The 22,938-nt window shown below is 65.6% G+C and carries 24 protein-coding genes and 1 pseudogene; 22 read left to right on the top strand and 3 right to left on the bottom strand.

Features of this window, described 5'->3' with window-relative positions; translation table 11 throughout:
• Position 1: 1 nt before the first annotated feature.
• Entirely contained in the window at positions 2 to 895 is an 894-nt protein-coding gene (locus tag ACSQ3M_RS11750; RefSeq protein WP_436150232.1) for a carbohydrate ABC transporter permease, read from the bottom strand.
• Entirely contained in the window at positions 888 to 1,799 is a 912-nt protein-coding gene (locus tag ACSQ3M_RS11745) for a carbohydrate ABC transporter permease (RefSeq protein ID WP_436150231.1), read from the bottom strand. The genes ACSQ3M_RS11750 and ACSQ3M_RS11745 overlap by 8 nt, the downstream gene beginning before the upstream one ends.
• A 130-nt stretch (positions 1,800 to 1,929) precedes the next feature.
• Here ACSQ3M_RS11745 and ACSQ3M_RS11740 point away from each other — a divergent pair, with 130 nt between their 5' ends.
• Complete coding sequence (locus ACSQ3M_RS11740) at positions 1,930 to 3,129, top strand: hypothetical protein (protein ID WP_436150230.1); 1,200 nt, start codon at positions 1,930 to 1,932, stop codon at positions 3,127 to 3,129.
• Between the two features lie 58 nt (positions 3,130 to 3,187).
• Positions 3,188 to 4,240 (top strand): LacI family DNA-binding transcriptional regulator, encoded by a 1,053-nt coding sequence (locus tag ACSQ3M_RS11735; protein WP_436150229.1) that lies wholly within the window; start codon positions 3,188 to 3,190, stop codon positions 4,238 to 4,240.
• Between the two features lie 248 nt (positions 4,241 to 4,488).
• On the opposite strand, the gene ACSQ3M_RS11730 is transcribed toward ACSQ3M_RS11735, so the two are convergent.
• On the bottom strand, positions 4,489 to 5,100 hold the full coding sequence (locus ACSQ3M_RS11730) for a GntR family transcriptional regulator (RefSeq protein WP_436150312.1): 612 nt from the start codon (positions 5,098 to 5,100) through the stop codon (positions 4,489 to 4,491).
• Here ACSQ3M_RS11730 and ACSQ3M_RS11725 point away from each other — a divergent pair.
• From ACSQ3M_RS11725 to dhaK, 20 genes and pseudogenes are all read left to right on the top strand, one after another.
• Positions 5,011 to 5,370 (top strand): hypothetical protein, encoded by a 360-nt coding sequence (locus tag ACSQ3M_RS11725; RefSeq protein ID WP_436150314.1) that lies wholly within the window; start codon positions 5,011 to 5,013, stop codon positions 5,368 to 5,370. The genes ACSQ3M_RS11730 and ACSQ3M_RS11725 overlap by 90 nt on opposite strands.
• Positions 5,371 to 5,532: 162 nt before the next feature.
• Positions 5,533 to 6,639, top strand: a complete 1,107-nt coding sequence (locus ACSQ3M_RS11720; protein WP_436150228.1) for an ABC transporter ATP-binding protein — start codon at positions 5,533 to 5,535, stop codon at positions 6,637 to 6,639.
• A gap of 23 nt (positions 6,640 to 6,662) precedes the next feature.
• Complete coding sequence (locus tag ACSQ3M_RS11715) at positions 6,663 to 7,703, top strand: extracellular solute-binding protein (protein ID WP_436150227.1); 1,041 nt, start codon at positions 6,663 to 6,665, stop codon at positions 7,701 to 7,703.
• A gap of 19 nt (positions 7,704 to 7,722) precedes the next feature.
• Positions 7,723 to 8,553 (top strand): ABC transporter permease, encoded by an 831-nt coding sequence (locus tag ACSQ3M_RS11710; RefSeq protein WP_436150226.1) that lies wholly within the window; start codon positions 7,723 to 7,725, stop codon positions 8,551 to 8,553.
• Positions 8,546 to 9,361 (top strand): ABC transporter permease, encoded by an 816-nt coding sequence (locus tag ACSQ3M_RS11705; RefSeq protein ID WP_436150225.1) that lies wholly within the window; start codon positions 8,546 to 8,548, stop codon positions 9,359 to 9,361. Before ACSQ3M_RS11710 ends, ACSQ3M_RS11705 begins: the two co-directional genes overlap by 8 nt.
• 47 nt (positions 9,362 to 9,408) lie before the next feature.
• Positions 9,409 to 10,815 (top strand): M24 family metallopeptidase, encoded by a 1,407-nt coding sequence (locus ACSQ3M_RS11700; protein ID WP_436150311.1) that lies wholly within the window; start codon positions 9,409 to 9,411, stop codon positions 10,813 to 10,815.
• A 1-nt stretch (position 10,816) separates the two neighbouring features.
• Positions 10,817 to 11,539, top strand: coding sequence for a flavin reductase family protein (locus ACSQ3M_RS11695; RefSeq protein ID WP_436150224.1), 723 nt, complete (start codon positions 10,817 to 10,819; stop codon positions 11,537 to 11,539).
• A 41-nt stretch (positions 11,540 to 11,580) separates the two neighbouring features.
• A pseudogene (locus tag ACSQ3M_RS11690) lies at positions 11,581 to 11,856 on the top strand (integrase core domain-containing protein); the annotation flags it as partial.
• A gap of 933 nt (positions 11,857 to 12,789) precedes the next feature.
• On the top strand, positions 12,790 to 14,097 hold the full coding sequence (locus ACSQ3M_RS11685; RefSeq protein ID WP_436150310.1) for an ABC transporter substrate-binding protein: 1,308 nt from the start codon (positions 12,790 to 12,792) through the stop codon (positions 14,095 to 14,097).
• Between the two features lie 134 nt (positions 14,098 to 14,231).
• Positions 14,232 to 15,152 carry a carbohydrate ABC transporter permease gene (locus ACSQ3M_RS11680; RefSeq protein WP_436150309.1) on the top strand — a complete coding sequence of 307 codons (921 nt, stop codon included), beginning with the start codon at positions 14,232 to 14,234 and terminating at the stop codon, positions 15,150 to 15,152.
• Positions 15,149 to 16,117, top strand: coding sequence for a carbohydrate ABC transporter permease (locus ACSQ3M_RS11675; RefSeq protein ID WP_436150223.1), 969 nt, complete (start codon positions 15,149 to 15,151; stop codon positions 16,115 to 16,117). Before ACSQ3M_RS11680 ends, ACSQ3M_RS11675 begins: the two co-directional genes overlap by 4 nt.
• The gene (locus ACSQ3M_RS11670; protein ID WP_436150222.1) at positions 16,114 to 16,338 is read left to right on the top strand and encodes a hypothetical protein; all 225 of its coding nucleotides are present in this window, start codon (positions 16,114 to 16,116) and stop codon (positions 16,336 to 16,338) included. The genes ACSQ3M_RS11675 and ACSQ3M_RS11670 overlap by 4 nt, the downstream gene beginning before the upstream one ends.
• A gap of 3 nt (positions 16,339 to 16,341) precedes the next feature.
• Positions 16,342 to 17,463 carry an ABC transporter ATP-binding protein gene (locus ACSQ3M_RS11665; protein ID WP_436150221.1) on the top strand — a complete coding sequence of 374 codons (1,122 nt, stop codon included), beginning with the start codon at positions 16,342 to 16,344 and terminating at the stop codon, positions 17,461 to 17,463.
• Positions 17,456 to 18,469, top strand: coding sequence for an ABC transporter ATP-binding protein (locus ACSQ3M_RS11660; protein WP_436150220.1), 1,014 nt, complete (start codon positions 17,456 to 17,458; stop codon positions 18,467 to 18,469). The genes ACSQ3M_RS11665 and ACSQ3M_RS11660 overlap by 8 nt, the downstream gene beginning before the upstream one ends.
• Before the next feature lie 3 nt (positions 18,470 to 18,472).
• On the top strand, positions 18,473 to 19,075 hold the full coding sequence (dhaL, locus tag ACSQ3M_RS11655; protein WP_436150219.1) for a dihydroxyacetone kinase subunit DhaL: 603 nt from the start codon (positions 18,473 to 18,475) through the stop codon (positions 19,073 to 19,075).
• A gap of 3 nt (positions 19,076 to 19,078) precedes the next feature.
• A complete protein-coding gene (dhaM, locus tag ACSQ3M_RS11650; RefSeq protein ID WP_436150218.1) occupies positions 19,079 to 19,477 on the top strand; it encodes a dihydroxyacetone kinase phosphoryl donor subunit DhaM in 399 nt (132 codons plus the stop codon).
• Complete coding sequence (locus ACSQ3M_RS11645; RefSeq protein ID WP_436150217.1) at positions 19,474 to 19,794, top strand: HPr family phosphocarrier protein; 321 nt, start codon at positions 19,474 to 19,476, stop codon at positions 19,792 to 19,794. Before dhaM ends, ACSQ3M_RS11645 begins: the two co-directional genes overlap by 4 nt.
• A gap of 6 nt (positions 19,795 to 19,800) precedes the next feature.
• Positions 19,801 to 21,405: a phosphoenolpyruvate--protein phosphotransferase gene (locus tag ACSQ3M_RS11640; protein WP_436150216.1), complete on the top strand. Its 1,605-nt coding sequence runs from the start codon at positions 19,801 to 19,803 to the stop codon at positions 21,403 to 21,405.
• Positions 21,402 to 21,857, top strand: a complete 456-nt coding sequence (locus ACSQ3M_RS11635; RefSeq protein WP_436150215.1) for a hypothetical protein — start codon at positions 21,402 to 21,404, stop codon at positions 21,855 to 21,857. The genes ACSQ3M_RS11640 and ACSQ3M_RS11635 overlap by 4 nt, the downstream gene beginning before the upstream one ends.
• Positions 21,854 to 22,840, top strand: a complete 987-nt coding sequence (gene dhaK, locus ACSQ3M_RS11630) for a dihydroxyacetone kinase subunit DhaK (RefSeq protein WP_436150214.1) — start codon at positions 21,854 to 21,856, stop codon at positions 22,838 to 22,840. The genes ACSQ3M_RS11635 and dhaK overlap by 4 nt, the downstream gene beginning before the upstream one ends.
• The last annotated feature ends 98 nt before the right edge of the window (positions 22,841 to 22,938 follow it).

Here is a 22,938-nt window from a genome sequence, read left to right as displayed (position 1 = left end):
GTCATCGCTTCATGCCAGTCGTCGCGATGCCCTCGATCAGCAGGCGCTGGAACATCAGGAACAGGATGAAGATCGGCAGGACGGTGAGCGTCGACATGGCAAAGAGCGCGCCCCAGTCCGATTGCCCGGCCGAGTCGACGAAGGTGCGCAGGCCGAGCTGGGCGGTGTATTTCTCGATGTCGTTCAGGTAGATCAGCGGCGCGAAGAAATCGTCCCAGGTCCAGATGAAGGAGAACACTGCAGCGGTCGCCAGAACCGGCGTCGACAGCGGCAGGATGACCTTCAGGAAGATGCGCAGCGGCCCGCAGCCGTCCATGACCGCCGCCTCGTCGAGCTCGCGCGGGATGCCGCGGAAGAACTGCACCATCAGGAAGACGAAGAAGGCGTCGACGGCGAGGAATTTAGGGATCGTCAGCGGCAGGATGGTGTTCACCCAGCCGAGCTTCAGGAACATGATGTATTGCGGGATCAGCACGGCATGCTGGGGAAGCATCAGCGTGCCCAGCATCATTGCGAACCAGAAGCCCCGGCCCCGGAAGCGCAGCCGCGTGAAGGCATAGGCCGCCATCGCGCAAGAGAGCAGGTTGCCGGCGACGACCAGCACCGAGATCAGCAGCGAATTGAGGAAGAGCTGGCTGAAGCCGACGCTCAGCCCGTTCCAGCCGCGGCGATAGGCGTCGAAGGTCGGAGCCTGCGGGATCAACGAGGTCGAATGGAAGATCTCGGAGTCCGGTCTCAGCGAGCTCGCCACCATCCAGAGCAGCGGATAGAGCAGCACGAAGGTCACGGCGAGCAGCAGCGCATAGGCGAAGGCGCGGCGCCAGGGCGAGCCGATGTCGGCCCGGCTCGCCGCCGCCGGAAACGCGATGGCGGGAGCCCGGACCACGTCAGTCATCGTAGTGTACCCAGTAGCGCGCCGACAGGAACGAAAGCGCGGTGAAGGCCGCGATGATCAGCACCAGGATCCAGGCCAGCGCCGAAGCGTAGCCGAAGCGGAAGTTCGTGAAGGCTTCCTGGTAGAGGTAGAGGGTGTAGAACAGCGTCGAGTCGATCGGGCCGCCGGTGCCGTCGCTGATCACGAAGGCCGAGGTGAAGGCCTTGAATGCGTCGATCGTCTGGATGACGGCGTTGAAGAAAATCACCGGCGTGAGCAGGGGCAAGGTGATCCTGAAAAACTGCCGGACGGGCTGGGCGCCGTCGATGCTGGCCGCCTCGTAGATGTCCTGCGGAATCTGGCGCAGCCCGGCGAGGAAGATGATCATCGACGAGCCGAACTGCCATACCGCCAGCAAGACGAGTGTGTAGAGCGAGGTCGACGGGTTGGCGATCCAGCTTGGCCCCTCATAGCCGAACAGCGCGTGCAGGGCCTGGTTGAGGAGTCCGTCTCCGGCGAAGACCTGGCGCCAGAGTACGGCGATCGCGACGCTGCCTCCGATCAGCGAGGGCAGGTAGAACACCGCCCTGAAGAAGGAGAGGCCAGTCAGGCCCTTGTTCAGGGCAACCGCCACCCCGAGGGCGAAGATCAGCTTGAGCGGCACCGACAGCAGCACGAAGGTGAAGGTCACCGTCATCGCGGTGGTGAAGCGCGGGTCGTCGGTGGCGATCCGCGTATAGTTCTCGATGCCGATCCAGCTCGGCGCCGACAGCCCGCTATAGTCGGTCAGCGACAGGTAGAAGGACGCGGCGACCGGTCCAAGCGTGAGCAGGAAGAAGCCGAGCAGCCACGGCAGCAGGAAGCCGTAGCCGGCGAGGTCGTCCCCTTGGACGGCGCGCGCGCTCGCAGCTGCGGCGTTCGGCATCGGCTCCTCCCCAGGACCTCTCGATGTTGGCAAACGATAGGAAAGAAAAATATTGGCTTCAATAGAAATTTTCGTTGTTGACGAAATTAATTGAGTGATGCGAAAAATGCTTGTCCACGGGAGGCGAGCGATGCGCATCGAGCCAAGCACCTATTTCTCGACGGTCGAGGCTGCCGCTGCCGCCAGGCGCGACACGCGACCTCACCAGGAGGCGCTGGAGCGCTGCGTCGCCAAACTGCGCCAGACCATGCCCGTGATCGGCCTGCGCAATCCGAAGATCGGACTGCCCGACAACAGCTGGGTCTATTGCGGACCGTATGACTGGGTGGTCAGCTTCCAGGCCGGGCAGCTTTGGCTGGCGCTGCAGCTGACGGGAGATCCGGTCTTCCTCAACGCGGCGCGGGCGCGGCGGGCGGTGTTCCGCGGCATCCTCAATCATCAGAACGCGCAGAACCACGATCTCGGCTTCCAGTTTTCGTTGAGCTGCGTGGCCGAATGGCTGATGACCGGGGCCGACGAGGCACATGAGATGGCGCTCGCCGCGGCGCGGCAGCTCGTCGCCCGCTACCGGCCCGACGGGCGCTACATCCAGGCCTGGAATGCCAGGCAGGTTCATTCCCAGCGCATGCAGGCCGAATTCGCCAATGGCCGGATCATCGCCGACACGATGCAGAATCTCGCGCTGCTCTATTGGGCTCATCACCAGACCGGCCGGGCGGATTTCCGCGAGGCCGCCGATGCCCATGCGCAGACCACGCTCGAGCACATCGTCCGGCCCGACGACACCTCCTTCCACACCTTCGTCTTCGACATCGCCAGCGGCAAGCCGCTGCGCGGTGAGACCCATCAGGGCTATGCCGACGCTTCCTGCTGGTCGCGCGGGCAGGCCTGGCTGGTCCACGGTTTCGCGCAGTCGGCCGTGACGACGGGCAATCCGGCCTATGCCGAAGCGGCCCGGCGCCTCGCTACCAAAGCCGAGGCGCTGATGGAGGGGGACGCCGTGCCGGCCTGGGATTTCGGCGCCCCGGACCAGCGCGGGACGCATCGCGACAGTTCGGCCGCCGCGATCATGGCGGCGGGCGTCTATCTCCTGGCGGACCAGTCCAAGCCCGAGGAGGCGGCGCGCTGGCGCGCTTTAGGGGACCGGCTGCTAGCCGGCCTGCTCGAGCACTGCGATCTGACCCGTGATCCAAAGGCGCTCGGGCTCCTCGCCCACGGCGCCTCGCATGTCAGAGCCGGCTATTCCGATACCATGCTTCCCTATGGTGATTATTACTTTATGGAGGCGTTGATGCGCTCGCTTGGTCACGGCCAGTTCTTCTGGTCGTGACGCGGCGCTCCAATCCCTGTCTCTCCCCGTGCGGGAGCGGTCTGCAGAAGTGGCCCGGATGAGCGACGACGAGACCCTGGCGCCGACCTTGCGTGACATCGCCGACGCGGCGGGAGTCTCGGTCGCGTCCGTCTCGAAGGTGTTGAACAATCGCGGTGGTGTCGGCGACGAGAGCCGCCGCCGGATTCTCAGCCTGGCGGAGCAGCTGGGTTATCAGGGCAATCGCAGCGCCCGCTCGCTGCAGAAGGCCGGCGTCGATGGCGCGGTGCTCGTCATTCCGGCGGAGGCTTATTCGAACTCGCAGTTCTATGAGGGCGTCGTCCAGAGCGTCATTGCGGAAGCTGCGGCGAACTCGCTGAAGCTCGATGTCCGGCTGACCTCGCACGCCGATGGCCGGGTCGTCGCCGAGCTGGATGAGTTGCTCGGCGCCCGGCCAAGGGCCGTCATGGCCGTCGGCATGGATGACCCCGTCGTCATCGACAGGCTCGTCGCCTCGAAATTGCCGGCGGTGCTGGTCAACGGCATGGACCGGACGATGCGGCTCGATTGCGTGCTGCCCGACAACTGGAGCGCCGGCTGGCTGGCGACGCGCCGGCTGCTGGCGGCCGGTCACACGCGCATCGTGCATGTGGCGTCGCGGCATCGCCTGTCCATGCAGCGCCGTCTCGAGGGCTTCAAAATGGCGCTGGAGGAGGCCGGGATCGACTTCGATCCCGACAGGCACCTGATCGACCTGTTCCAGATGCGGGTCGAGCTGCCCCAGGCGCAGCGTGCCATCAGGCAAGCCCTGCAGGACGGGCGCCTGGATGGCGTTACCGCGCTCTTCTGCGCGACCGATGTGGTCGCGCTCAGCGTCATGCAGGGGCTGCAGAGCGAAGGGGTCGGGATTCCCGAAGACATCTCCGTCATCGGGATCGACGACATCTCGATCGCGACCCACGGCCGACCGCCTTTGACCACGATCCGGATCGATCGCGGCGAGCTCGGGCGGCTCGGCGTGCAGTCCCTGATGCGCCGTATCGCCGATCCCGAAGCCAGCATCCTGCGCGTGAATCTCGGCGTCAGGCTGATCGAGCGAGCCACTATAGGCCAGCTCCCGCCCACCGCTTAGCTACGCCAGCCGGGGTCATTGCCGCTACGGCGCGACCGGCTTCATCCCGTTGACCATCAGCGCAGCGGAGACGAACTCTTTCAGGCTCGTTTTTTATTGCAAGAGCAGTGGCGCGCCGCACCGGCCAGATTGGCTCACTTCGCGTTTGCGCCAAGAACCGACGTCGAAGCTTTGCCCTGAAACGGGCATTCGTGATCGATCGGGATGAGTGCCACTTTCCAGCTGGTCGTGGACGCTGGCGCGCCGCTCTAAGAACGCGCCGAAAAGCGCTCCAGCACCGCGGTCAGGTTATGGCTTTCGCCCTGAGCCTCATCGAGCACGAGCCGGTTCTCGAGATCGTCGAGATGTTTGCTCATCTGAGCGATCGCACCTGTCTTGTCCCCGCGAGCTACCGCTTCGATGATCTGACGATGATGATCGGCGCCGCACTGATCGCCGTTCTTCCGTCGGTATAGGGCATCGACCAGCGAAATCCTGGCGAGAACCTTCTCCAGCAGTTCGAGCAGCACGGCATTGCCGCTGAGCCTGGCCAGCTCTACGTGAAAGCGGCCGGCGAGCCTGGACTTCGCTGCGGCATCGGGAGCAGCGTGAATGCGCTCCTCCTCGATCGTGAGCTCCTCCAATGCGGCAATCCGTTTTGGGTCGGCGCGTTCGCAGGCCCGCTCCAGCATCAGCAATTCGAGGCTACGGCGGGCCTCCAGCAGAGCACGCGCCTCCTCGATACCAGGTTCCGCGACGAAGGCGCCGCGGTTGCGCTTGCGTTCGACGATGTGATCGCGCTGCAGCACCGCGATGGCTCCGCGAACGACCGTCCGGCTGACGCCGAAATGCGCCCCGATCACGTCCTCGGGAAGCTTCATGCCCGGTCGGAGCGCGCCTTCGGCGATCGCTTCCGACAGCGTGTCGCAGATGCGCACGACAATGTCGTCGCCGGACATGTCGCCGCCGCGCTCGTTCATTTTGCTTCCCTGGCTGCCGTCATCGTGCCGATCACAGATAGCGTCCCAGGGCATCGCGATACAGCCCGTTTAATGCGCAGCGTGTCGAATTTTGTGCAACCAAAACTGGTTTCAAATAATAAACCAGTTTTGGTTTTCTCTTTGATATCCACGATAGAAGCATATTTTTGATTTTCTTTTCAGAGTGTTAGTGCAGCCCTTCCGGCATTCCATCGCCGGTTGGCATGCGCCTTGCCAGACACTCTTCAGAAAATCGCGGAGAGACGAGCGCTGGCGATCATCGCGGATGGTCAATGCGTTCGATCGCAAACGATCGGATGGCGCAGCATGTCGATGGCGGCTGAAACGAACCAGGAGGCTACTGCGCCGCGGCTCGGACAGCGCCTCGCTGTGGCAGGCGTCAGCCACGCCTATGCCGGGGCGGCGGCCATTGAGGATGTCGGCTTCGAGGTTCCGGCGGGCACGATTGCCGCGATCCTGGGGCCGAGCGGCTGCGGCAAGTCGACGATGCTGCGCGTCGTCGCCGGGCTCTTGCGCCCGACCACGGGGTCGGTGCTGATCGGCGAACGCGACGTCTCGAATGTCCCGGCGCGCGAGCGCAGCGTCGGCATGGTCTTCCAGAACTATGCCCTCTTTCCGCATCTCACCGTCGCCGAGAACATCGCCTACGGCTTGTCGCGCATTCCGCGGGCGGAACGCCGCGAGCGCGTCGACGAGATGCTCAGGCTGGTGCGGCTCGCGCCCTTTGCGGATCGCCTGCCACGGCAGCTCTCCGGTGGTCAGCAGCAACGGGTCGCGGTTGCACGCGCTTTGGCGCCGAGCCCGGCGATCATGTTGCTCGACGAGCCTTTCGCGGCGCTCGACCGAGGCCTGCGCGCCGATCTGCAGTTCGAGTTCGTCCGCCTCCAGCGCAGCCTCGGCATCACGGCGATCATCGTGACGCATGACCAGGACGAGGCGCAGTCGGTCGCCGACCGGCTGATCGTCATGAACCGGGGCCGTGTCGAACAGGCGGGCCGGCCGGCCGAGCTCTACGATCGTCCGGCGAGCCTGTTCGTCAACGGCTTCGTCGGCCACGCCTCGCTGCTCGATGCCGTCGTCGAGACGGGTGCCGGTGGCCCCGCCCTGCTGCGGCTGAGCTCCGGCGCCATGCTGCCGATGCCCGCCCCCGTCGGGTTCGTGCCGGGTTCGCCTGTCGTCCTCGCGGTCAGGCCCGAGCACGTGATGCTCCAGGCCGGTCCATCCGCCGGCGCCCTGCCTGCGAAGCGCATGCTCTCCGTCCCCCAGGGGCCGCTGATGATGCACGACCTTCTGGTCGCCGGCACGCATCAGGTCCGCGCCGCCGAAAACCGCGTGCCCGGCTCCTCGACCGACGACCTGCCGGAAGACGTCTTCGTGACCTTCGCTCTCGATCGCTGCCGCCTGTTCCCTGCTCCCTGACCGCCATCAGAAGGATCGCCGCCATGACCAGCCATCCGTTCAGCCGTCGTCAATTCGTTGCCGGCCTCGCCAGCCTGCCGGCGCTGGGGCTGCTGTCGCAGCAGTCAGCGCGTGCGGCGGGCTCCGTCGTCGCCGCCTCGTTTCCCAACGCCTGGGAGGACGCCTATCGCAAGATCGTCGCGCCGCTCGTCCAGGCGCAAGGGACCGAGCTCGTGGTCGCGCCGGCGCTGGCGCAGGACCAGCTCGCAAAGCTGCTCGCCAACCCCTCGAAGCCGCCCTTCGACGCCTTGTTGATGTCGCCCGGCCAGACGGCGGAGGCGGCGTCGCGCGGGCTGATCGAGAAGATCGACCCGTCGAAGCTGAAGAACTGGGGCAAGCTCGGCGCCGCCGCCCGCACTGAATACGGGCCGAACGTCACCGTCGAAATCAACGGCATCGCCTACAACCCAAGCCTGGTGCCCAAGCCCGCCGGATACAAGGATCTCTTCGAGAACCGCGCCTATGACGGCAAGGTCGCCTGGATCGGCTTCGGCTCGAACACTGCGACCATGGCCTGGGTCGAGATCGCCAAGCTCTATGGCGGCGGCGAGGACGACATGGCGCCGGTCTTCAAGCTGCTCACCGCGCATCTGCCGAAGATCGGCGCCATCGCCAATAATGGCAGCCAGCAGATGACGATGTTCCAGCAGGGCGAGATCGCCGTCTTCATGGCGAGCACCGGCAATGTCGCGCGCCTCAAGTCGCTGGGCGTGCCCTGCGAGTTCGTCCATCCCGCCAGCGGCTCGCCCAGCGTTCCGGTAACGATCCACCTCGCCAAGGGCGCAGCCAATCCCGAGGGCGTCTACCAGTACATGGATGCGGCGATCTCGGCCGATGCCCAGGCCAAGCTCGCCCTGCCGCCGACCGAGATGATCCCGACCAACACGGATGTGCCGCTGCCTCCGGGCATCAAGGCCTTCGTCTCCGACGAGCAGATGAAGACGCTGGTCTATCCCGACTGGGCGAAGATCAATGCCAAGCGCGCCGCCTGGACGGCCGAGTTCGACCGCGTCGTCCGCAAGTAACCGAAAGGGCGAGCGCACGATGAACCGCAACGGACTGCCATTCCTGCTGCCCATGCTGGCATTGTCGCTGGCAGGGTTCCTCGTGCCGCTCGCCTTGCTCGGCGTCTTCAGCCTCGTCGACACCTCCGGCGCGCCGACGCTGGAGAACTATCGGCGCCTGTTCGCCGATCCATTCATCCTCAGCGTCCTCGTCGACACGCTGGGGCTCGGCGCGAAGGTGGTCGCGCTGACGACGCTCATCGCCCTGCCGATCGTGCTGCTCTACTGGCACGCCGGCCCCAAGATGCGTCGCGTCATCGTCTTCCTGACGCTGCTGCCGATGCTGACCAGCAATGTCGTGCGCACCTTCGCCTGGATCGTCATCCTCGGCCGGTTGGGGCCGATCAGCCAGGCGATGGTCGAGCTCGGCTTCTTCCCGGCGCCGCGCAGCCTTCTCTTCAACGAAACCGCGCTCGTCGTGGTGCTCGCCCAGATCGAGCTGCCGCTGCTCGTCCTGCCGGTGATCGCGGTGATGACGCGCAGCGACGGCAGTCTGGCCGCGGCCGCCGCAACGCTCGGGGCCGGTCCCTGGCGCGTCCTGTCGACGATCCTGCTGCCGATGATGGCGCCCGGCATCCTCGCCGGCTGGGTGCTGGTCTTCGCCGGTGCGACGACGTCCTACGTCACGCAGTCGGTCATCGGCGGCGCCCGGCTGATCTACCTGCCCCAGTTCGTCTACCGCGAGGTCGGCGTGCTGTTCAACTGGCCGTCGGCAGCCGCTGCCGCCTTCGTGCTGCTGGCTGCGACCAGCATCGTGATGCTGGCGATGACGGCCGCCTCCCGCCATCCGAGGCTCGCCGGTCATGCTTGACGGAAACCGTCCGCTCGATTGGGCCTACCGGCTCTTCGTCTACGGCTTAGGCGGTCTCGCCATCGCCTTCATGATTGCCCCCGTCGCGGTCGGCCTCGCAATGTCCTTCACCGCCGGGCAGACGCTGAAATTCCCCCCGGACGGGCTCTCCTTGCGCTGGTATAGCGCCTTGCTCGACCCGGCGCAGTCGGCCCCGATCCACACCGCGATCCTTCACTCCGTGCAGATCGCCGTCCTGACGGTGCTCGGCGCCGTGCTGGTCGCCGCACCAGCCGCCTATGGCGTGACGCGGCTCAAACCTGCGGCATCAGCCGCGGTGGAGCCGCTGATGCTTGCGCCGCTCGTGCTGCCGAGCCTCGTCTATGGTCTCGCGGCCCTGATCGCGTCGGGGCGCGCGGGCTTGAGCCCCTCATTCGGGCTCGTCGTGTTCGGCCATATCGTCGTGTTCGGTCCGCTGATGTACCGCTCATGCGCGGCGATCACCCAGCGGCTGGATCCGAGCCTCGAAGAGGCCTCGGCGCTGCTCGGAACCGGACCGCTGCGCACCTTCCTGCGCGTGACGCTGCCGCTCATGCTGCCCGGCATCCTGGCCGGCATGTTCCTCGTCTTCATGCAGTCGCTCGACAATGTCTCCGTGACGCTCTTCCTCGCCGACGCGCGCACCACGGTGCTGCCGCTGCGGATGTTCCAGATGATCGAGGAATCGCTCGACGTCCGGGTCGCCGCGATCTCCGGCCTGCTGATCGGCGCGGTTCTCCTCTGCCTCATCGTCTCCTGGCGAGCGCTCGAGCCCAAGCGCCAAGGCTAGGCCCGCTTCGAATTCAGTCTCCTGGAAGGATCACTCCCGTGACGTTCATGCCGCCTGCTGGCCACCGCCGCATCGAAGCCCTGCTGGCCGATTTCGAGCCCGATTTCCAGTTCAACGCGCCGTTGCCGCTCCCGCTCGCGGAGTTCGAGGAGCGGCTGCGCAAGGTTCGCCGCGAATGCGTCGTGGCCGGGCATGACGTCCTGGTCGTCCACACCGACATGATCGGCTGGTTTCACACCTCGAACGCCTATCTGCGCTATCTTTGCGACTGGATGCGCGAAGGCGTGCTGATCGTCCCGATGGACGAGGACAAGCCGCTGACGCTGCTCTCCTTCTTCACCCAGGCCGTCATTCTGCCGCCGGGCGGCGAGCCGGTCCTGGTCGAGGACATCTGGCAGATCGGCGCGATCGGGCGCGAATATGCCGACCGGCCGGGCTCGTCGGGCGTCAAGACCGCTGAAGCCTGCGCCAAGCTCCTGGCCGACCTTGTTCCAGCCCGTCCACAGATCGGTTGGATGGGCGACGCCAAGTCCGGAGAATTCATCGGCTTGCTGAAGGAGCTGATCCCGGGCGCCGCTTTCATCGACGACAGCAGCATCATCGACCGGATGCAGCGCGTGCGCTCGCCGCGCGAGGTCGACATGTTCCGGGCGGCATCCCAGCTGATCGATATCGGCATCCAGGCGGCCTATCACGTGGCGAGGCCCGGCGTGACCGATCACGAGATATTCGCCGCCTTCACCTATGCGCAATTGGCGCGCGGCGGTGAATCGGCCGATGGCTACCAGATCGGCGCCAATGCCTTCGGAACCCATTGCGGCAAGCCCTATGGCCACGTCATGCGGCCCGGCGATATCGCCAATCTCTACATCTCGAACGTGACCTTCCGCGGCTACAACGCCCAGACCTCCCGCATGATCGCGTTCGGCGACATCACCGACCGGCAGGAGCTGGTGCTGTCGGCCTGCGAGGAAGGGGTGAAGCGCGCCGAGAAGCTGATCCGCCCCGGGGCGTTGATGCGGGATATCAACAACGCCGCCTTCGAGCCCCTGATCGAGAAGGGCCTGCTGACCTCACCGGAAACGCGGACCATGCCCTATAACTGGAGCACGGCCGAGGATGGCGGGCCGCGGCTGATCAAGCGGCAACCGGTCAGCGCGCCCGACTGGGAGGCGCAGGGCCGCAAGCTGATGCACGTCTATCCGGCGACGCACGGCCCCCATAACCCGAATATCGGCCACGCCGTCGGCATGGCCGGGGCCGGCAACAGCTTCAACCTCGCCTCTCACAACTACGACCGCCTGGAGGAAGGCATGGTCTTCGTCCTGCATGCGCAATGGCTGGAGCCACTCTCGGCCGGGGCCAATCTCGGCGACTTCTACGCCGTGACCTCAGACGGCTTCGAGAATCTGAGCTGCCATACGCCATTGGCGACACATCGCGTTCGGATTTGAAATGCACCGCGCCGTGACCGGTACGCTCGTGACATCGATTAGTTCGCCCCCTGGCGACATCGTCACCTTCGACTTTGCCGCGCTAACGCCGCGCGAGCGCTACAAGCTGCTGATCGGCGCCGTAGTGCCGCGCCCGATCGCCTTGGTGACGACGATCGATGCCAACGGCATCGTCAACGCGGCGCCGTTCTCCTTCTTCAACTGCCTTTCGGCCGATCCGGCGATCCTGGCGCTCGGCGTTGAATACCGGTCAACTGGCGCGCAGAAGGACACGGGGCGCAATGTTCGGGCGACGCTTGCCTTCACGGTGAACATCGTTTCCGACGCGCTGGTCGCCGGCATGAATGTCTGCGCCGTGCCGTTTCCTGCCGGTGTCGACGAACTGGCAGAAGCGGGCCTGACCGCGCGGCCCGGCGAAAAGGTGCCTTGCCCCTGGATTGGTGAGGCGCCCGCCGCCTTCGAGTGCCGCCACCACACCACGCTCGGTATCGGCAATTCGCGCGAGATCATTCTCGGCGAGGTGGTCTATGCGCATTTCCGGGCGGACACGGTCAATGAGCGGCTGCATGTCGACCCTGCTGCGCTCGACGCAGTCGGTCGCATGGGCGGACAGGGCTACGCGACGACGCGCGACTATTTCGACCTGCCAACGCTTTCCGTTGACGATTGGAAGGCCGACCCGGCACGCGCGAGCGTGCGCAAGCTACCGGGGAACCATCGCTGAAACAGTCTGAAGCGTACCGTTTCGCCTGGCCGCAGGAGAGCCGGGTCATCTGGCACTTCATCGCGCCAGGCAAGCCCATGCAAAACGGCTTCTGCGAGAGCTTCAACAGCCGCATGCGCGACGAGTTGCTCAATGAAAGCCTGTTCTTCGGCCTCGACCATGCCAGGATCAGGATCTCAGCCTGGGCTGACGATTACAATCAGCGGCGTCCCCACTCGGCGCTCGGATACATCCCGCCGGCGGTCTATGCCGCCAATCTCACCATCGCTGCGCAATCCCGCGCAAAACCCGCCGAGACTCTAACCGCCGCTGGATGACAAATCAGTGGCAGGTCACGACCCTTCGACCGCGAGCGCGAGGATCGCAAGCTCGACGACGAGTCACAGAGGTGGTACACACGATGGAAAGCGGCGGCTTCTAAGTTTTTGATTTTATTTCGCTCTCGGCTCGTCAGCGGCAATCCTGCGAATGCTCCGCGGAGCGTAATCGGTTCGGGCAGCTTCTCCTGCCAAGCATGCACCCGCGCCAATCCCCTATGTCAGCGGTCGCAGCGTTAATTAATCTGCCCGAAACCGGACCTCGTGAGAGTCGGCAACGGGCCAGTCCCGGTCTTGCTCATACTGCGCTCTGAAGTTCACTTTCGGCCACGAGCTAGAAGTCGTCTTTTGGCCCATTCCTGACGTTTGCAAGGTCCGCTTCCGGGCAACCAGCTTCGCCGCACGGGTCGGGACTCGGCCACCAAGAGCCGTTTGGAACGTCCGTATGCTGGTGGCCGATGCGGTTTCCTCGCAAGATGGAGCCGTGGCCCTTGCTCGGCTGTCACGAGGCGCTCTTCTACGAGTTCGTTTGAACGGCATGTGCTGGCCGATCATTTTCCACGCTCAATCGACCGCTTCGTGGATTTGCCGGATAAACCTGCGTCCGCTTCACGAAGCCCATTGTGGGCGACGCGGCGTCAACCTGGCCATATTCAGGAATTCACTAAACTTCTGCACCGCGGCATAAACCACCGCATTGCGGTACATTATCCGTCGTAGTCGTCGCTTGACATGTTTAGTGATTATCTATTCACTAAACAAATCGCTGAACTCGGACGGCTAGTTCCGAGGCGGCGTGAGGAAACGCCCCGCGCTGGCTTTGCCCCCTCGTTCGGCTGTGTCTTCGCGGTCGCTCAGATTCACCCGTCACCCCAATGACGGCTGGTGACGGCATGCCAAGGGAGGGAAAACATGAACACAATCAGGACATGGATGCTTGCCGCGACCATCGCCGGGAGCGCAACGCTGGCTGCCACCGCCGCTCAGGCGCAGGGCAAGTCGCTGACTTTATGCTGGGCGGCCTGGGACCCGGCCAACGCGCTGGTCGAACTCTCCAAGGACTTCACCGCCAAGACCAATATCGCCATGAAATTCGAGTTCGTGCCCTGGCCGAACTTCGCCGACCGCATGCTCAATGAGCTCAATTCCAAGGGCAGGCTCTGCGACCTGATCATCGGCGACTCGCAATGGATCGGCGGCTCGGCCGAGAACAAGCATTATGTGAAGCTGAACGACTTCTTCGCCAAGGAAGGCATCAAGATCGATGACTTCATGCCGGCGACCGTCGCCGGCTATGCCGAATGGCCCAAGAACACACCGAACTATTGGGCGCTGCCGGCGATGGGCGATGCGCTCGGCTGGACCTATCGCAAGGACTGGTTCGCCAAGCCGGCACTGCAGGCCGAATTCAAGGCCAAGCACAACCGCGATCTCGCCGCGCCCAAGTCGCAGACTGAGCTGAAGCAGATCGCCGAGTTCTTCCAGGGCCGCGACATCGACGGCAAGAAGGTCTATGGCGCCGCGATCTTCACTGAGCGCGGCTCGGAAGGCATCACCATGGGCGTGGCCAACGCGCTCTATCCCTTCGGCTTCAAATATCAGGACCCGAAGAAGCCCTACGCCATGGCCGGCTTCGTCAATTCCGACGACGCTGTGAAGGGCCTCGAATTCTACAAGTCGCTCTACAAATGCTGCACCCCGCCGGGCTACTCCAATGCCTATATGCAGGAGGGTCTCGACGCCTTCAAATCCGGCCAGGCGGCCCTGCAGATGAACTGGTTCGCCTTCTTCCCCGGCCTCTACAAGGATCCGAATGTCGGCGGCGACAAGATCGGCTTCTTCGTCAACCCGGCCGAGAAGGAGAAGGGCTCGCAGCTTGGCGGCCAGGGCCTTTCAGTCGTCGCCTATTCGGCGAACCAGGCCGAGGCGCTCTCCTATATTAAATGGTTCGCCTCGCTCGACGTGCAGAAGAAGTGGTGGGAACTCGGCGGCTATACCTGCCACAAGGGCGTGCTGAACGATCCCGGTTTCGCCAAATCCGCGCCCTTCGCGGCCGACTTCCTCGTCGCCATGGGCCAGGTCGTCGACTTCTGGGCCGAGCCTTCCTACGCGCAGTTGATGCAGGCGGAGCAGGCGCGCATCCACGACTATGTCGTTGCGGACAAGGGCACCGCCAAGCAGGCGCTCGACCTGCTGATCCAGGACTGGACCAAGGTCTTCAAGGAAGACGGCAAGTTCTGAGGCGGCGACGGCCCACGACACAAGCCCAGGGCTGCGCCTTCTCCTGAAGGCGCAGCCAGCCCCCGGTTTTGCCTGCAAACGGTGCTTGAGACATGAATGCGAGCGACATCAGCGGTATCAGGAACGCCAAGGCGATGCGCGCGCCCTCTGTCCCGATCGCCCACCAGGCTCGCGGCCTCTCCGACAAGGCCATCGCCTGGCTCTTCATCGCGCCGACGATGCTGCTGCTGCTCGCGATCAACCTGTTTCCGCTGATCTGGACGATCCATCTCTCCTTCACGAATTACCGCGCCAACCGCCCCTTCGCGCCGCTGCGCAATGTCGGCATCGAGCACTACCAGACCATCCTGTCCGACCCTGAAATCTGGCAGCGCATGCAGGCGACGGCGCATTTCGTGTTCTGGACGATCCTGCTGCAGACCGTGATCGGCTTCGCGCTGGCTTATCTGATCGATCGCAAGTTCCGCGGCCACGGCTTCTGGACCACGCTGATCCTGATCCCGATGATGCTGTCGCCGGCCGTGGTCGGCAATTTCTGGACTTTCCTGTACCAGCCGCAGATCGGCCTGTTCAATTACGTGGTCTCGTTCTTCTCCGGGCTTGCGCCTTCGTCCTTCCAGATGCTCGGCGATGTCACCTTGAGCCCCTGGGCGATCATCATCGTCGATACCTGGATGTGGACGCCTTATGTGATGCTGATCTGCCTCGCAGGGCTTCGCTCGATCCCCGACTACATCTACGAGGCGGCAGAGGTCGACCGCGCCAGCAACTGGCGGCAGTTCATCTCGATCACGCTGCCAATGTGCCTGCCCTTCATCATGCTGGCGGTGCTGTTCCGCGGCATCGAGAACTTCAAGATGTTCGACATGGTCAACCTCTTGACCTCGGGCGGGCCGGGCTCGACCACCGAACTCGCCTCGATCACGCTCAAGCGCGCCGCCTTCGAGGCCTGGCGCACCGGCTATTCCTCGGCCTTTGCGATCATCCTTTTCGTCACCGTGTTCGGGCTGGCTAACATCTATGTGAAGGCACTGAACAAGGTGAAGGCACGATGAGCGGCACCCTCTCCACCGCCCATTCCGTCGTCGCGCCCAGCGGCCGCATCAAGCTGCTCGCCGGCGCGATCGTGGTCCTCTACGCGCTGGTGGCGCTCGTGCCGCTGATCTGGATCGGCCTGACCAGCATCAAGACGCCGCCGGACTCCATCTCCTACCCGCCGAAGGTCGTGCCGTTCCTGCACTTCGAGCCTTCGATCGAAGGTTATTGCAATCTGTTCAACTCCCGCTCGCGCCAGACAGCGGATTATCTCGCCTCGCTCCCGCCGGCGAATTCTGCCTGCGAAGCGATCACGCGCTCGCGCAGCATGGTGGTGGTCGGCCCGTCCAATTATGTGCCGCGCTTCGTCAATTCGCTGATCGTCGCCTTCGGCTCGACGCTGCTCTCGGTGGGCCTGGGCACCTGCGCGGCCTATGCCTTCTCGCGCTTCAAGGTGCCTTTGAAAGACGATCTGCTGTTCTTCATCCTGTCGACGCGGATGATGCCGCCGATCGCCGTCGCGATCCCGATCTTCCTGATGTACCGCGAGCTCGGCCTCTCCGACACGCGGCTCGGGATGATCCTGCTCTACACCTCGGTCAACGTCTCGCTGGCGGTCTGGCTGCTCAAGGGCTTCATCGACGAGATCCCGCGCGAATACGAGGAAGCGGCGATGATCGACGGCTATACCCGGCTGCAGGCCTTCCGCAAGGTCGTGCTGCCGCAGGCCACGACCGGCATTGTCGCGACCGCGATCTTCTGCCTGATCTTCGCCTGGAACGAATACGCTTTCGCCGTGCTGCTGACCTCCGGCACGGCCCAGACCGCGCCGCCCTTCATCCCGATCATCATCGGCGAGGGCGGGCAGGACTGGCCAGCAGTAGCGGCCGGAACGACGCTGTTCCTGATCCCGATCCTGGTTTTCACGGTGCTGCTGCGCAAGCACCTGCTGCGCGGCATCACCTTCGGGGCGGTGCGCAAATGAACCGGCAAGCCAGCTCTTCCCGGGAGCCCGAAGGCGCGCCGCGCTCGCGCTGGCCGAGCGCGCTGCGGCGCGGGCCGATGGAGACCCTGGCGACGGTGCTGATCGCGGCCGGCGTGCTCATGCTGCTGCAGCCGTTCTCGCTCACGCTCTACGGCTATTCCTTCGTCACGACGCTCATCGGCGTGGTGATGTTCACCTTCGTCACCAAGTTCCCGGAGTAAGCCATGGCCGAAATCCGGGTCGACAATCTGGTGAAGCGGTTCGGCGCCTTCACGGCGGTGCGGGACACCAGCTTCACGGTCGAGAACGGCGATTTCTTCTGCCTGCTGGGGCCGTCCGGCTGCGGCAAGACGACGACGCTGCGCATGGTCGCGGGGCTCGAACTGCCCTCGTCGGGCAGCATCCGGCTCGACGCCGAGGAGGTCACGTTCAAGCGGGCGCGCGAACGCGACATCGCGATGGTGTTCCAGCTCTTCGCGCTCTACCCGCACATGAACGTGCGCAAGAACATCTCCTTCCCGCTGGTCTCGATGGGCGTGCCGAAGGATGAGACCAGGCGGCGGGTCGAGGAAGCGGCGCGGACCTTGCGCATCGAACATCTCCTCGACAAGCCGGTCTCGGGGCTCTCCGGCGGCGACCGGCAGCGCGTCGCGCTCGGGCGCGCCATCGTGCGCGAGCCGAAAGCCTTCATGATGGATGAGCCGCTCGGCGCGCTCGACGCCGAGTTTCGCCACTTGATGTGTGGCGAGTTGCGCGCGCTGCACGACCGGCTCAAGGCGACGACCGTCTACGTCACCCATGACCAGCTCGAGGCCATGTCGATGGCCGACAAGATCGCGGTGATGAATGACGGCGTGATCGAGCAGCTCGGCTCGCCGCAGGAGATCTACGACCGGCCGAACTCGATGTTCGTCGGGGATTTCATCGGCTCGCCCGCGATGAACTTCATCCGTTTCGAGGGTGCCGCCGTCGCGGGCTCGACCTCGGTCACGATCGACGCGGCCGCGATCGCCCTGCCCGAGCTGCGCGAGAGCCGCGCGCCGGGGCCGCTGGCGCTGGGCGTGCGACCCGAACAGGTGGTCATCGGCGAACCGGGCCGGCAGGGCGGCGCCCTTCCCGCCGAGATCTTCGGCGCCGAGTATCTCGGCACCAACCAGATCGTCACGCTCACCACGCCGCGCGGCATGCTCAAGGCGCGTCTGCCGGCCCATGTCCGCGCAGCAGCCGGCGACCGGGTCAGCCTCTCGTTCAAGCCGGAGCGGCTGTCGCTGTTCGATGCGGCGACGGGCAAGGCGATCCGCTCGGTGCTGCACGACGCCGTCACGACGAGGCGCGCCCATGGCTGAGATCACGCTGGCGCAGGTCTCGAAGCGGTTCGGCCCGGTGCAGGCCGTGAGCGACCTGTCGCTGACCATCGCCGATGGTGAGTTCGTCGTGCTGCTCGGGCCGACGGGCGCGGGCAAGACCACGACCTTGCGCCTCGTCGCCGGCCTGGAAAGCCCGGATGCCGGCCGGGTCTCGATCGGCGGCGGCGATGTCACGGACCTGCCGCCGGCGGCGCGCGACGTCACCTTCGTGTTCCAGCAATATTCGCTCTACCCGCACCTGAGCGTCTTCGACAATCTCGCCTTCCCCTTGCGCTCGCCGACGCGGCGCACGCCGGAGGCTGAGGTCAGGCGTGCCGTCGGCGAGGTGGCACAGCTGCTCAGGATCGAGGACAAACTGCAGAACCGCGCGACGCAGCTCTCCGGCGGCCAGATGCAGCGCGTCGCGATCGGCCGCGCGCTGGTGCGCCGCCCGGCGATCTACCTGATGGACGAGCCGCTCTCCTCGCTCGACGCCAAGCTGCGCTCGGAGCTGCGCATCGAGCTGAAGCGCATCCAGCAGGATCTCGGCGCGACCATGCTCTATGTCACCCATGACCAGACCGAGGCGATGACGCTGGCCTCGCGCATCGGCGTGATCCATCAGGGCCGGCTCGTGCAGATTGGCTCGCCGCGCAGCATCTATGAAGATCCGGCCGATATCTATGTCGCAACCCGCCTCGGCAGTCCCGGCATCAACCTGCTGCCGCGCGCGCTCTTCCCCGCGCTGGAGGCGCCGACTGCCGCGGCGACCATCGGCGTGCGCACCGAACACCTCGCCATCGCCAAGGGGAAGAGCGGCGCGGTGACGGGCAAGGTGAACTGGATCGAGCGGCTCGGCGACCAGAACCACCTTCATATCGATGTGAACCAGCAGCAGATCGTCAGCCTGGTCGATCCGGACGAAGGACTTGGCGTCGGCGACGAGGTGGCTGTTAGCCTGCGCAAGCCCCTGTTCTTCGCCGCCGATGGCCAGCGGGTGAGGTGAGCGATGGATGAGGCACTCAAGCGGAGGCTGATCGCGGCCATGACAGAGGCGGTGGTGACGCATGCCGAAGAGCTCACGACGCTCGACCAGGCGATTGGCGACGGCGATCACGGCCTCAACATGAAGCGCGGCTTCGAGGCGGTTCTGGCGGAGGCGGACGCTATCACCGCCAAGCCCTTGCCCGAGGCCCTGAAGACGATCGGCACGACACTGGTCATGAAAGTCGGCGGCGCCTCCGGCCCGCTCTACGGCACCTTGTTCATGACGCTCGGCAAAGAGCTTCCGCCCGAGCCGACGATTGCGGATGTGGCACGCGCGCTGGCCGCCGCGATCGAGGCGGTGAAGGCGCGGGGTAAGTCCGAGCTCGGCCAGAAGACCATGCTCGACGTACTCGCCCCCCTGCAGGCGGCGCTCGCCGATGGTGGCGCTGACCTAACCTCGCGCCTGCCGGCAGTCGCTGACGAAGCGGCGGCCGCCACGGTGCCGCTCAAGGCCATTCGCGGGCGCGCCTCGTTTCTAGGCGAGCGGTCGATCGGACACATGGACCCCGGCGCGCGCTCGTCGGCGCTGCTGGCCACGGCAATCTGCAACGCCATCGGAGCCTGAACCATGCCAGCTCACAGGAATGTCGGCATCGTGATCGTGTCGCATTCGGCCAAGGTCGCCGAAGGCGCCGCCGACATGGTTCGCCAGATGGTCGGCGACAATGTCCCGCTCGCCTCGGCCGGGGGCAATGCCGAGGGCGGCTTGGGCACGGATGTTGCCGCCATCATGGCGGCCATCGACAGGGCGTGGTCGGAGGCGGGAGTCGCCATCCTGGTTGATCTCGGCGGGGCCGAGACCAACAGCGAGATGGCGGTGGAAATGATGCCGGAGGAGCGGCGCGAGCGCATCGTCATCTGTAATGCACCGATCGTGGAAGGCGCCGTGATGGCCGCGACCGAGGCGTCCGGCGGCTCGCCGCTGGCGGTCGTGCGGGCAACGGCAGAGGAACTGATCTCGGCATGAGCGATGGGTCGATGAAAGCCAGGGAGAGGGAAGTCGGGATGCGGGAGGTGACGGCCAGTGCCCAGCTCACCAACAAGGTCGGGCTCCACGCCCGCCCGTCGGTGAAGCTCACCCAGCTCGCCAAGCGCTTCGCGGCGCGGATCGAGGTGGCCACCAGCGCGGCCGGCCCGTGGACAGATGCCAAGAGCCCCGTGAAGATCATGCGCGTCAAGGCATCCCAGGGCGAGGTGCTGCATTTCAAGGCCAGCGGTGAGGATGCATCAGCCGCTATCACCGCACTGGTCGATATCGTCGCGCGCAAATTCGATGAGGAGTGAGCCGTGATGGAACGGCGCCTGTCCGGCCTCGCCGCATCGACCGGGCTCGCATTCGGGCCGGCGGTGACGTTTCGCGCGGTCGGCGAGATGCGGCGCGAGAAAGGCCCGGTCGCGAGCGAGAGGCAGGCTCTGGCGGATGCGGTCTCCGCGTCCCTCGAAGCCGTTATAGCTCTGGCCGAAAGCCTCAATGGCGACGCCGCCGATATCGTCGGCTTCCAGGTCGCGCTGCTCGATGATGATGCGTTGACGGAGGCCGCCTATGCCGCAATCGAAGGCGGCGCTGCGGCCGATGCGGCGTGGCGGCAGGCGATGGCGGACGAGATCGCGGGCTACGAGGCATCGGACGATCCCTATTTCCGGGCCCGCGCCGTGGATCTTGCCGATATTCGCGACCGGGTGCTGCGCCAGCTCTTCGACCTGCCCGAGCTGGCGGGCGCGCCGCCTGGCGCTATCATCCTGGCGCAGGATCTGCCGCCCTCCGCCTTCCTCGGCATCGACTGGTCCCGAGGTGGCGGCATCGTGCTCGGAGCCGGCAGCCCGACCAGCCATGTCGCCATGCTGGCGCGCGGACGCTGCGTGCCGATGGTGGTCGGTATCGGCTCCGAATGGGAGGCGGTGTCCGGCACGGTCGTCGTCGACGGCGTGGCGGGGCTCGTCCTGACCGGTCCGTCGCAGGAGAGCATCGCGCGCGCACAGCGACTGGCAAACGAACTCGACCGCCTGCGCGACCAAGCGGAGGCGCGCAAGTCGCAGCCCGCGCTGACCCGGGACGGCACCCGGATCGCCGTGATGCTCAATGTCACCGACTTGGGCGACGTCGCTGGTCTGTCGCCCGAGGCTTGTGACGGAATCGGCCTGACTCGCACGGAATTTCTCGTCGAGCGGACCCTCCGGGACGAAACGGCCCAGTTCGAGGCTTATGCCGGCCTGCTGCGCTGGGCGGCCGGCCGACCCGTGACGATCCGCACGCTCGATGCCGGCGGCGACAAGCCTATTGCCGGCTACACGCTCGATGGCGAGACCAATCCCTTCCTGGGGCTGCGTGGCATCCGGCTGTCGCTCCGTCATCCCGACATCTTCCGCGTGCAGTTGCGCGCGCTGGCGCGCGCCGCGGCCGTCGGCACGCTCAAGATCATGCTGCCGATGGTCACGACGGCGCAGGAGCTGGAGCAGACGCGAGCGCTGCTCGACGCGGTGCTTGTGGATCTTGCAGCCGAAGACATGCCGCATGCCGTGCCGGCGCTCGGCATCATGGTCGAGGTTCCGGCAGCCGCGATGGCGGTCGCGAGCTTCGACGCTGCCTTCTACTCGATCGGCTCGAATGATCTGACGCAATACGCCACCGCTGCCGCGCGCGACGGGTCGGCGGTCGCGGCTTATGGCGATGTCCGGCATCCAGGCGTGCTCGCGATGATCTCCCATGTCGCGCGCCATGGCGCCGAGACCGGTCGCGAGGTCAGCCTCTGCGGCGACGCCGGCGGCGATCCGCATGCGATCGAGGCCTTGCTGCGGGCAGGCATCCGCGTCGTATCGGTATCGCCCGGCCTGCTGGCAATCGCGAAGGACGCCATCCGTGACGTCGATCTCTCCGTGCCGGGCGAAGCCGCATGACCAGTCCCGAGACCGTCTCGACCGAGCCATCGCCGCTGGCTGCCTATAAGGCGATCCTGCGCGCGGTGATCGAGAACCGCCCCTCCGGCACGAGGCAGCGCCTGGCGGAGGCGCTGGGCAAGAACCGCAGCTTCATTTCGCAGATTATCAGCCCCGCCTATGCCACGCCGGTGCCGGTGCAGCATCTGGAGACGATCTTCCACGTCTGCCACTTTGCACCGCCGGAACGGCAGGCTTTCCTGAATGCCTATCGCGCTGCCCATCCGGGGCGCCTGGAGGTGGTCGATGCCACGCGGCCGATGCGCCGGCTGGTGGTCGAGCTGCCGGATTTCGGCAGTCCCGACCTGAATGCGCGCGCCGACCATATCGTGCTCGGGGTTGCGCGCGGACTGGTGTCGCTGATCCCGGCCGCCGACGAAGAAGAAGCCGATACGCAGGGAGGAGGCCCATGAAGAAGCTGATCAACGCGGTCGACAGCATCCTGTCGGAAAGCCTCCAGGGGCTGGAGGCGATCCATGGCGACATCCTGGCTCTGGGCGAAGGCGGGGCTTTCGTCCGCCGCAAAACGCTGACACCCGGCAAGGTCGCGCTGATCTCGGGCGGCGGCTCCGGCCACGAGCCCCTGCATGCCGGCTTCGTCGGCCTCGGCATGCTTGATGCCGCCTGTCCAGGCCAGGTCTTCACCTCACCGACGCCGGACCAGATGCTCGCCGCAGTGAACGCCGTCGGCACGGCAGCCGGCTCGCTCTTCATCGTCAAGAACTATGAGGGCGACGTGATGAATTTCGAGATGGCGGCCGAGATGGCCGACACGCCCGTGGCGACGGTCATCACCGATGACGACGTGGCCGTTCCCAAATCGACCTGGTCGACCGGCCGACGCGGCGTGGCAGGCACGCTGGTCGTCGAGAAGATGGTCGGCGCGGCCGCCGAGCAGGGCCGCGAGCTCGGCGCCCTGAAGTCCCTGGGCGACGAGGTTAACCGTCGCACCCGCTCGATGGGCGTGGCGCTCACCTCCTGCACCGTGCCTGCGGCCGGCAAGCCGACCTTCACCCTCAGTGAGGACGAGATGGAAATGGGCGTCGGCATCCATGGCGAGCCGGGCCGGAGGCGCGTGAAACTCGCATCCGCCGACGCCATCGCAGACGAGATGATGGGCGCGATCCTCGACGACCTGTCGTTGACGCGCGGCACGCCTTGCCTGCTGCTGGTCAACGGCTTCGGCGGCACGCCCACCATGGAGCTCTATCTGATGGCCAATGCCGCAAAGCGCGTGATGGCAGGGCGGGGCCTCGCCGTCGCGCGCGGGCTGGTGGGATCCTATGTCACGTCGCTCGAGATGGCGGGCTGTTCGTTGACGGTCACGGCGTTGGACGACAGCCTGATCCAGCTCTGGGATGCGCCGGTCCATACAGCCGCATTGCGATGGAACTAGCAGCGCGCGCAACTTTCGATGTCAGCCATCGGCGGGGGGTCCAATGTCGGGTTATGGCGTAGAGCCGACGCCGGTCACCAGGGATAAAAAGGTCTGGC

The sequence above is a fragment of the Allobosea sp. LjRoot90 genome, assembly GCF_964254315.1.
Lineage (GTDB): Bacteria > Pseudomonadota > Alphaproteobacteria > Rhizobiales > Beijerinckiaceae > Allobosea.
This window is presented reverse-complemented; position numbering and strand designations above follow the sequence as displayed.

What these genes read in the sequence shown, in the direction of transcription:
- ACSQ3M_RS11750 (WP_436150232.1), bottom strand. Translation starts at nt 895, where the DNA reads ATGACTGACGTGGTCCGGGCTCCCGCCATCGCGTTTCCGGCGGCGGCG.
- ACSQ3M_RS11745 (WP_436150231.1), bottom strand. Translation starts at nt 1,799, where the DNA reads ATGCCGAACGCCGCAGCTGCGAGCGCGCGCGCCGTCCAAGGGGACGAC.
- ACSQ3M_RS11740 (WP_436150230.1), top strand. Translation starts at nt 1,930, where the DNA reads ATGCGCATCGAGCCAAGCACCTATTTCTCGACGGTCGAGGCTGCCGCT.
- ACSQ3M_RS11735 (WP_436150229.1), top strand. Translation starts at nt 3,188, where the DNA reads ATGAGCGACGACGAGACCCTGGCGCCGACCTTGCGTGACATCGCCGAC.
- ACSQ3M_RS11730 (WP_436150312.1), bottom strand. Translation starts at nt 5,100, where the DNA reads ATGAAGCTTCCCGAGGACGTGATCGGGGCGCATTTCGGCGTCAGCCGG.
- ACSQ3M_RS11720 (WP_436150228.1), top strand. Translation starts at nt 5,533, where the DNA reads ATGGCGGCTGAAACGAACCAGGAGGCTACTGCGCCGCGGCTCGGACAG.
- ACSQ3M_RS11715 (WP_436150227.1), top strand. Translation starts at nt 6,663, where the DNA reads ATGACCAGCCATCCGTTCAGCCGTCGTCAATTCGTTGCCGGCCTCGCC.
- ACSQ3M_RS11710 (WP_436150226.1), top strand. Translation starts at nt 7,723, where the DNA reads ATGAACCGCAACGGACTGCCATTCCTGCTGCCCATGCTGGCATTGTCG.
- ACSQ3M_RS11705 (WP_436150225.1), top strand. Translation starts at nt 8,546, where the DNA reads ATGCTTGACGGAAACCGTCCGCTCGATTGGGCCTACCGGCTCTTCGTC.
- ACSQ3M_RS11700 (WP_436150311.1), top strand. Translation starts at nt 9,409, where the DNA reads ATGCCGCCTGCTGGCCACCGCCGCATCGAAGCCCTGCTGGCCGATTTC.
- ACSQ3M_RS11695 (WP_436150224.1), top strand. Translation starts at nt 10,817, where the DNA reads ATGCACCGCGCCGTGACCGGTACGCTCGTGACATCGATTAGTTCGCCC.
- ACSQ3M_RS11685 (WP_436150310.1), top strand. Translation starts at nt 12,790, where the DNA reads ATGCTTGCCGCGACCATCGCCGGGAGCGCAACGCTGGCTGCCACCGCC.
- ACSQ3M_RS11680 (WP_436150309.1), top strand. Translation starts at nt 14,232, where the DNA reads ATGCGCGCGCCCTCTGTCCCGATCGCCCACCAGGCTCGCGGCCTCTCC.
- ACSQ3M_RS11675 (WP_436150223.1), top strand. Translation starts at nt 15,149, where the DNA reads ATGAGCGGCACCCTCTCCACCGCCCATTCCGTCGTCGCGCCCAGCGGC.
- ACSQ3M_RS11670 (WP_436150222.1), top strand. Translation starts at nt 16,114, where the DNA reads ATGAACCGGCAAGCCAGCTCTTCCCGGGAGCCCGAAGGCGCGCCGCGC.
- ACSQ3M_RS11665 (WP_436150221.1), top strand. Translation starts at nt 16,342, where the DNA reads ATGGCCGAAATCCGGGTCGACAATCTGGTGAAGCGGTTCGGCGCCTTC.
- ACSQ3M_RS11660 (WP_436150220.1), top strand. Translation starts at nt 17,456, where the DNA reads ATGGCTGAGATCACGCTGGCGCAGGTCTCGAAGCGGTTCGGCCCGGTG.
- dhaL (WP_436150219.1), top strand. Translation starts at nt 18,473, where the DNA reads ATGGATGAGGCACTCAAGCGGAGGCTGATCGCGGCCATGACAGAGGCG.
- dhaM (WP_436150218.1), top strand. Translation starts at nt 19,079, where the DNA reads ATGCCAGCTCACAGGAATGTCGGCATCGTGATCGTGTCGCATTCGGCC.
- ACSQ3M_RS11645 (WP_436150217.1), top strand. Translation starts at nt 19,474, where the DNA reads ATGAGCGATGGGTCGATGAAAGCCAGGGAGAGGGAAGTCGGGATGCGG.
- ACSQ3M_RS11640 (WP_436150216.1), top strand. Translation starts at nt 19,801, where the DNA reads ATGGAACGGCGCCTGTCCGGCCTCGCCGCATCGACCGGGCTCGCATTC.
- ACSQ3M_RS11635 (WP_436150215.1), top strand. Translation starts at nt 21,402, where the DNA reads ATGACCAGTCCCGAGACCGTCTCGACCGAGCCATCGCCGCTGGCTGCC.
- dhaK (WP_436150214.1), top strand. Translation starts at nt 21,854, where the DNA reads ATGAAGAAGCTGATCAACGCGGTCGACAGCATCCTGTCGGAAAGCCTC.